This is a genomic window from candidate division KSB1 bacterium, assembly GCA_034506255.1.
Lineage (GTDB): Bacteria > Zhuqueibacterota > Zhuqueibacteria > Zhuqueibacterales > Zhuqueibacteraceae > Coneutiohabitans > Coneutiohabitans thermophilus.
In genome coordinates, this window is the sequence record JAPDPX010000020.1 from 1 (window position 1) to 7,011 (window position 7,011).

The following is a 7,011-nucleotide window of genomic DNA, read 5'->3' on the forward strand; positions in this document are numbered from 1 at the left end:
TGAGTTGGCCGAGTCTGTAGCCTTTATTCACCAACGCCCTTGCCACTTGCTCGCGCAGCGGCAGTTCCGTGGCCTCGCCAAAGCGGCGCAACACTTCGTCATAAGCCGCAAGCGCTTCTTCGCTGCGGTTGAGTTGGCCGAGCACATAACCTTTGCGCAACAACGCGCGTGCAAGCAGAACCTGAGTTTCCGCATCAAGCCCGGGCAACGAGGCGCACGCGGCCTCGATGCGTTCATAACCGACCAACTCGTCTTCGGAACGATCATCCAAAGCGTCGGCAGCCTCCCACATCAGGCGCAGCAACTCGCGGCGCTGCTCTTCAGACAAATCCGCAGGCGGAATACCTGCGCCGAGTTGCAAGGCCTCACGATATTGCGCGCGGCGCAACGCGTCGCGCACGCTCTCCAATTGCGTTTCCATGTGTTGCAGCGTTTCCGCCAGCTTTTGTTTGGCCCACGCGAGGCGGTCCAACATGCTGCGCATGAGGTAAATGTCCGGTTGCGCATTGCCCGGCTGATCCGGCGGCAAAGACTGGCGCAAACTTTTTATAAAAAACCCGAGCGGGTCTTGCACCAACTCGGGCGCGGGCAATTTGAAGGCGCGAATCAATTCATCAAAAACCTCGTGCCCGGGCAAAATCAGGTCGCGTTTGTCTTTTTCCAAATCGGTTGGCCGAGCCGCGCGCTGCGACATTTTCTCCGCGCCGCTTTCCATGTATGCCTCGCTCGTGGCCGCAGGTTCGGGCTTCGCCACGAACACAACGTTGGGATGCTCTTGCAACCACCTGGGCAGGGCCGCAACTTGGCCGCGCTCATAAAGAAACCAATAAACATTGTAGCCGAGCGCATTGGGCTGCTCGTTGTGATAAAGGCGGCGGCGCAGCGCGGACATCACCACGTCGCCTTCCCAGCCGCCATACCCGAGCACGAGCGGAGAGCGATTGTGCAGCACGTGATCGAGAAAGGCGGACATGTCGAACGGGAGATTGGGAGAACGTTGCGCGCGCGCCGCGATTTCATCTTTCAAATTGCAGCAGTCATAAAACCAATACGAGCCGTGTACGTGCACGATTTGAATATCGTGCTCGCGTTCGGGCTGGATGCGGCCAATGGTGCTGGGGTGATCGCAGAGCACGTGCGGCTTGCCAAAGAGCAGCAAGCTGCGCGAGAGCAGATCGTCGAAATTGGTGGTGATGACGAGATTCGAAGGCGAGCAATTGAGCAGAAGGTGCGCAAGGCGCAGGTTGGCCGTGGTGACGGCTCTGCCCTCGATCATGCCTTGCAAATAAGCGCGGCGCTCTTCGGCATTGGGATAGGCATGTTCGAACCAGTGCGAATAGACCGTGAGCGCGTCCGAAGCCGGCGGCGCGGGTGTGCCGTACAACTCGACCGCGCGCGTTTTGCAATGCTGCACGATTTCCGCGGCCAAGGGCACGCTGGGCGTGGAAAGTCCCGCGCCGGTGATGAAGAAAAACGGCGAGCGTTCGCGTTTGGCCTGGCATGCGGCTGTGATTTGCCGCGCCGCGGTTTTGAGGTCGAGGATTTTCATAAAAGACAGCGGGAAAAAATTTGTGCGAATGAATTTGGGTTTTCAACTTGAGCCATCGCCGATATGATCTGTTGTGCGGGAGCTTTGATGCCGCTGCGGATGAAATGTTTGTAGCCATGAAGGCCCGTTCGTTGCTCAAAGTCCGTTGGGAGTGAAATGTGAGAAACGGGTTGCGACGCGATGGCTTTCATCGCCGCGAGAATTGGCAACATGTCACTCCTGACGGAGTTTTCCAACCCATGACCAGCTTCGGCTATAAACATGGCACTCGGAGTTTGCGGGCGTTGTTGAAATCGCCGGTTCATACATTGCCTTTATTTTTCCACCTCGTGACAGGCTCGGTCACGCGCCCTCGCCGCCTTCTTTCTGGTTTATGTGAACCCGCGTTGCAACGTTCCGCCGGAACGTCTCTACAACGCCATGCAACATCGCAATATGTCAGGGCGTTTCCAGTGGACCCAACGTAGAGACGACCCGCCGGGTCGTCCCTGCCCTCGGGCGCATCCGCCCGCTGGGGTCTCTCTACGGCATTCGTTCGTTTTTATTCGCCACCACGCCGAAACACCAGCGTCAATCTTTTCAAAATCACATAAAAAGATTGGCGGGATTCTCTTTATCCTCTTCCCACCGCAACGGGTTATTGATAACGTATTCCCGAATCTTCTGTAACGATTTTTCATTGCGAAGGGTGTGATCATAAAATCGCGGTTGCCACGCAAAATCTCGAAACCCTGCAGCCGAAATGCGTTTGGTGCAGATCGATTTGAATTGCCCAATAATTGATCCGAGGGAATTGGATTGCAAACGCTGGGTGGGGGCATTGGCATTCGGGGTAGAGACGCCCGGCCGGGACGTCTCTACCATTTCTGCAAATAAAACCTCTCCTCCACCGGCCTGAGCGGCCGGTTCAACCACAACGGCCGGCGCAAGCCATTCGGCCCGGGCGCGGGGCGCGCGAGCTTCAGCCATTCGCGATAAATTTCGAACGACTTTGCGGTATCAACCATCACGTCGCCGTAATGATCATCGGCATGCGTCTTTTCAAGGCGCACTTTTTGATGCCAGCAGTGCATGCCGCTGACGGGATCGGGATGCACCGGAAAGGTGATATTCTGATGCGCGCCGCCCTTTTTGCGCTGAAGCCACCTGACTGCAATCACGGCACAATCAGCTCGATTTCGGCAAAACGCTGAAAGTCATCGGGGTTGAACGTAACCAGGCGGGAAACCTCGTGTGCGAGCATGACGGCCACGATATTCGTGTCATGAATCTGCTTGCCACGTATCGCCAGGCGTTGGCCCAGTTCAATTAGAAGTTTTGCGGAGGTTTCAGTTTCGTTGAGGAATATGGTTTGCGAGAAAATCGGGCCGAGTTGCATTCGCAATTCCTCCCAGGTCATCGCCCGGGAGAGATTCCGCCCCAAGGTGCATACCGATACGATCTCTCGAATGATTTGGCTGGAAAGTCCGAGGCGCTTTTCGTCCCGAACCAACTCATTCAGTCTTGCCCGCGCGCGTTCGTGAAACGGATGATCTGCGAACATGCACGCCACCCAAACGTTGGTGTCGATGAACACCACTTCGCCTGGCATCTCTATCGCCCCGACTCATCATAGAGATCCTCGCGCCTCAGGAAGGGATCGCCAACAAATTTTATTTCACGAACAACAGGAAGATCCAGTGTTTGGGGAAAGTGGCTTTGCGCCGCTTTGGGCGGGCCGTTTTTGATCTTCTGCGAAAGAAATTCGGCAAAATCGATCACTTCTTCCAACTGCGGCTCAGGAAGTTGCTCGACTATTTGCTGTAACTTGAGTTTAGCAGGTGTCATGACCAATTCCCCTTTGCAGTAGCTGATTCGTTGTTTGATCAAATAACGAGAAAAACCGCCGGAAAATCAACTGGAATTTCATGAAGCCGAGCGAAACGTCTGGTTTCCCATCGAATGAGTTACAAATAAAATCTCTCCTCCACCGGCCTGAGCGGCCGGTTCAACCACAACGGCCGGCGCAAGCCATTCGGCCCGGGCGCGGGGCGCACCAGCTTCAGCCATTCGCGATAAATTTCGAACGACTTTGCGGTATCAACCATCACGTCGCCGTAATGATCATCGGCATGCGCCTTTCCAATGCGCACTTTTTGATGCCAGCAGTGCATGCCGCTGATGGGATCGGGATGCACGGGAAACGTGAGGTTCTGATGCACGCCGCCGTCGCTCCAGAAGATGCGCGACGTGGCCGGGTCGCTGCTCTTGAAGGGGCGGATGTCGTCAATCAAACGCATGCGCCAATGTCCGATGCTTGAAGCTGGTTGCTGATTGCCCCCTGCCCCTGCCTTCTGCCCCTTGCCCCACCTGCTCAATCTTCACGAGACTCGTCGCCCGACGATTGCCCGCCGGATCCGGCGGCCAGCGCCATCTTCCTAAATGATGTGAGCACGCGACCACGCCGGGTTTCATGCCTTCGGTCACCCACACGCGATCGACGAAATAGCCGATCTCGGTATTCACGCGAAGCAAATCGCCGGTTTTGATGCCGAGGCGCGCCGCGTCGGAGGTGTGCATCCACAACGGATTGCGAATCGAAATTTCATAGAGCCACTTCGCGTTGCCCGAGCGCGAATGAATGAGAGTCGGCAAACGGAACGTGGGCACGAGCGGAAACTCGCCCTTTTCACGATCAATCGCTGCATGATGGACGTGGCTTTTGATGTAGGTGGGAATCTTGTACTCCGGCCAGCGCCAGTCAATCATCGTTTGCGAATAAAACTCCTGTTTGCGCGAAGGCGTGTTGAAGCCGGTTTGCGCCACGCCGTCGATCATCACGCCGATGGCCTTGCCGTTTTTGGTGATGATGTTCGTCGTCGCGTCAACGCTCGCGCCTTCCAAATCCGCTTTCGCAACGGGCTGCTGATGTGTGTTATATGAAGTTCTTTCGACTTCGAACGCGCCGTATTTGCGCATGTAATCCAGCGGGGCCAGCCCTTCTTGCGCCGCCTTCTCCGGCAAGCCGGGCGTGCGCTCGAAAATGTATTGATAGTACTCGTCGATCGTCATCTTCTCGCCGGGGCGACAGGGCGAGATGAAATGCTTCTTGATGCCGAGGCTGCCATCGGGATCAATGCGCCACGACAGCTCGATCCAAAACTCATCTTCTTCCCACACCTCGCCGGGATTGGCTTCATACGTGAATTGCACGGGCCGGTCCATCTTGCGCCGCGCCTCGCGCAGCACCGGCTGGCGAAAGCCGATCCACAAACCCGAATGCGTTTCGTAGCTCACAATGTCGTGGCGCTCACCCGCGTGTCCCATGGGCAAAACATAATCCGCGAAACAGGCGGTTTCGTTCCATGTGGGCGTGAGCGCGGCGTGCAAGCCGACCTTGCTTTCATCGCTCAATGCTTCGATCCACGAGAAGCCGTCGGGATACGTCCACACCGGATTGAACACACGCGTGAAATACACATCAAGTTTGCCGCGGCCTTCCTTCAAAAAATGCGGCAGGAGAAAACTCATTTCATAATGCGCGAGCGGATACTCGTTCGAAAAGTGCAGCTCGTTCCAAAATTTTTGCGCGGGCGCTTTGTTCGGCACATTGGGTTTGAATTTATTCCACGCGCTCGGTGAGGTGCCGCCGATGGAGCCCACGCTGCCGGTGAGCACGTTCAAGAAATGCAGGCAGCGCGCCACCGCCCAGCCGCCGAGATTGCCGCTGCCCGCACTGCGCCAATTGTGTGTGGCGAAATGGGAGCCGGCTGCGCCGATTTGCCGCGCAACCTCGACGATCGTTTGTGCCGGCACGCCGCTTTCTTGCTCGGCGAATTGCGGTGTGTATTCTTGATATTCTTTTTTGAGCGCAGCGATGAAATTCGCAAACGTCATTTCGGTGCTCGGAAGCTCCTTCATCAAATATTCCTGCCAATTCGCCCAATCGCGCAGAAATTTTTCGTTGTAGAGATTTTCGTCAATAATCACTTTCGCCATCGCGAGCAAAACCGCGGCTTCACTGCCGGGATACGTGGGCATCCAATAGTCCGCCATGCTCGCGGTGTTCGAAAGCCGCGGATCCATCACCGCGAGTTTCGCGCCGTTCATCATGCCTTCGATGATGCGCTGCGCATGCGGGTTGAAATAATGCCCGGCCTCGAGATGCGCGCTGATCAACAAAATGAATCGTGCATTGGCGTGATCGGGCGAGGGCCGGTCGTAACCGTGCCAGAACGCATAGCCAAAACGCGCCCCGCTCGAGCAAATATTGGTGTGACTGTTGTGCCCGTCTACGCCCCATGATTGCAGAATGCGATCCATGTAGCCTTCATGTCCCGGCCGGCCCACGTGATACGCAATTTCGTTGTTGCGCTTTTCAAGCAGTGCCTGGCGAATGCGGCCCGCAATGTCGTCGAGCACTTCATTCCACGACACGCGCCGCCACTGGCCCGCGCCGCGCTGGCCAGTGCGCTTCATGGGATAAAGAATACGATCGGTGTCGTTGATCTGATTGATCGTCGCCGGGCCTTTCGCACAATTTCTTCCGCGGCTGCCGGGGTGACAGGGATTGCCTTTGAACTTGCGCACTTGCACAGTTTGCTTATCAATATACCTCAACAAGCCGCAGCCCGCTTCGCAATTGAAGCAAATGGTGGGCACGATCATGTAATGCCTGGCCTCACGGCGCGGCCAGCGTTTGGCTTCGTATTCAACCCAATCATCCCACTTTCCCGGCGGCGGATAATTGGTGAGGTCGCCCGGCTCAGTCAAGCGCGGCAGTTCTTCGCCGAATTCTCCGTGCAAGTTGGGAATGAGATGAAGGTTTTTCGGCAATTTTTTCGATGAGAGAGGGAGAGTGTGTTGTGGACATGGTTGGAGCATTCCGGTTTCTACTTGAGAGTTACCGTTATTTCCTTATTTGAGCGCTTTGGCCTTCTCGGCCAAACGTTTGTATTCTGTGAATAGCGCCGGTTTCTCCAGCGCTTCGGCGAATTGTGACAGCCAGTTTTCGATATAAGCTTCATCGAGTTTGTCGCATTGTTCGATCAGCAAGGCTTCCACGTCCGCCCAGTCTTTCTTTCGATCTGCAATCACTTTTTGAATCACCAAATCCTCGGCGGAACAAACCCAAATGGAGAAACCATTGAGATTTCGGCGGACCGCGCGGGCGATGATCTGTTCTTCATAGCCGGGAGCGGTCAACAGAAAATTAACGATCACGCCATCAATTTTACAGCGACAATAAAAGGATTATGGGGGGCTTGGCGTCGTGCGGGTTCGGGAAAAACGCGCGTTAAACGCGTGCGAACACCGGCATAATCAAGATTCGACACCAACACCTTGAGATCTATATCCGTATCCCCTCGGTGAACCACATCTTTCCTCTGGGTGAATCGCTGCGTATCTTTGCGCAAAATTCACCAGGAGGAGTCCCATGTGGCCTCGCAGACGGCGGGTGCGTCCCGCGGCGCGTCTTGCCC

6 protein-coding genes and 1 pseudogene are annotated in these 7,011 nt (G+C 55.8%); all 7 read right to left on the minus strand.

The features are described from left to right. The coding region (locus ONB52_22290) for an SIR2 family protein (protein ID MDZ7418864.1) at positions 1–1,549 on the minus strand (1,549 nt) is incomplete at its 3' end. Continuing rightward, the gene (locus tag ONB52_22295) at positions 1,546–1,761 is read right to left on the minus strand and encodes a hypothetical protein (protein ID MDZ7418865.1); all 216 of its coding nucleotides are present in this window, start codon (positions 1,759–1,761) and stop codon (positions 1,546–1,548) included. The genes ONB52_22295 and ONB52_22290, both read right to left, overlap by 4 nt. A 645-nt stretch (positions 1,762–2,406) precedes the next feature. Beyond that, positions 2,407–2,709, minus strand: coding sequence for a hypothetical protein (locus tag ONB52_22300; protein ID MDZ7418866.1), 303 nt, complete (start codon positions 2,707–2,709; stop codon positions 2,407–2,409). Continuing rightward, positions 2,706–3,140, minus strand: coding sequence for a PIN domain-containing protein (locus ONB52_22305; protein MDZ7418867.1), 435 nt, complete (start codon positions 3,138–3,140; stop codon positions 2,706–2,708). Before ONB52_22305 ends, ONB52_22300 begins: the two co-directional genes overlap by 4 nt. 2 nt (positions 3,141–3,142) lie before the next feature. Then, positions 3,143–3,376 carry a DUF2281 domain-containing protein gene (locus ONB52_22310; protein MDZ7418868.1) on the minus strand — a complete coding sequence of 78 codons (234 nt, stop codon included), beginning with the start codon at positions 3,374–3,376 and terminating at the stop codon, positions 3,143–3,145. Between the two features lie 119 nt (positions 3,377–3,495). After that, positions 3,496–6,412 (minus strand): annotated as a pseudogene (locus ONB52_22315) (molybdopterin-dependent oxidoreductase). Between the two features lie 33 nt (positions 6,413–6,445). Further along, positions 6,446–6,751 (minus strand): nucleotidyltransferase, encoded by a 306-nt coding sequence (locus tag ONB52_22320; GenBank protein ID MDZ7418869.1) that lies wholly within the window; start codon positions 6,749–6,751, stop codon positions 6,446–6,448. Positions 6,752–7,011 lie beyond the last annotated feature (260 nt).

Bases quoted from the DNA above. Each gene is read 5' to 3' on its own strand.
- ONB52_22295 (MDZ7418865.1), bottom strand. From the start codon at position 1,761: ATGTTGCCAATTCTCGCGGCGATGAAAGCCATCGCGTCGCAACCCGTT.
- ONB52_22305 (MDZ7418867.1), bottom strand. From the start codon at position 3,140: ATGCCAGGCGAAGTGGTGTTCATCGACACCAACGTTTGGGTGGCGTGC.
- ONB52_22310 (MDZ7418868.1), bottom strand. From the start codon at position 3,376: ATGACACCTGCTAAACTCAAGTTACAGCAAATAGTCGAGCAACTTCCT.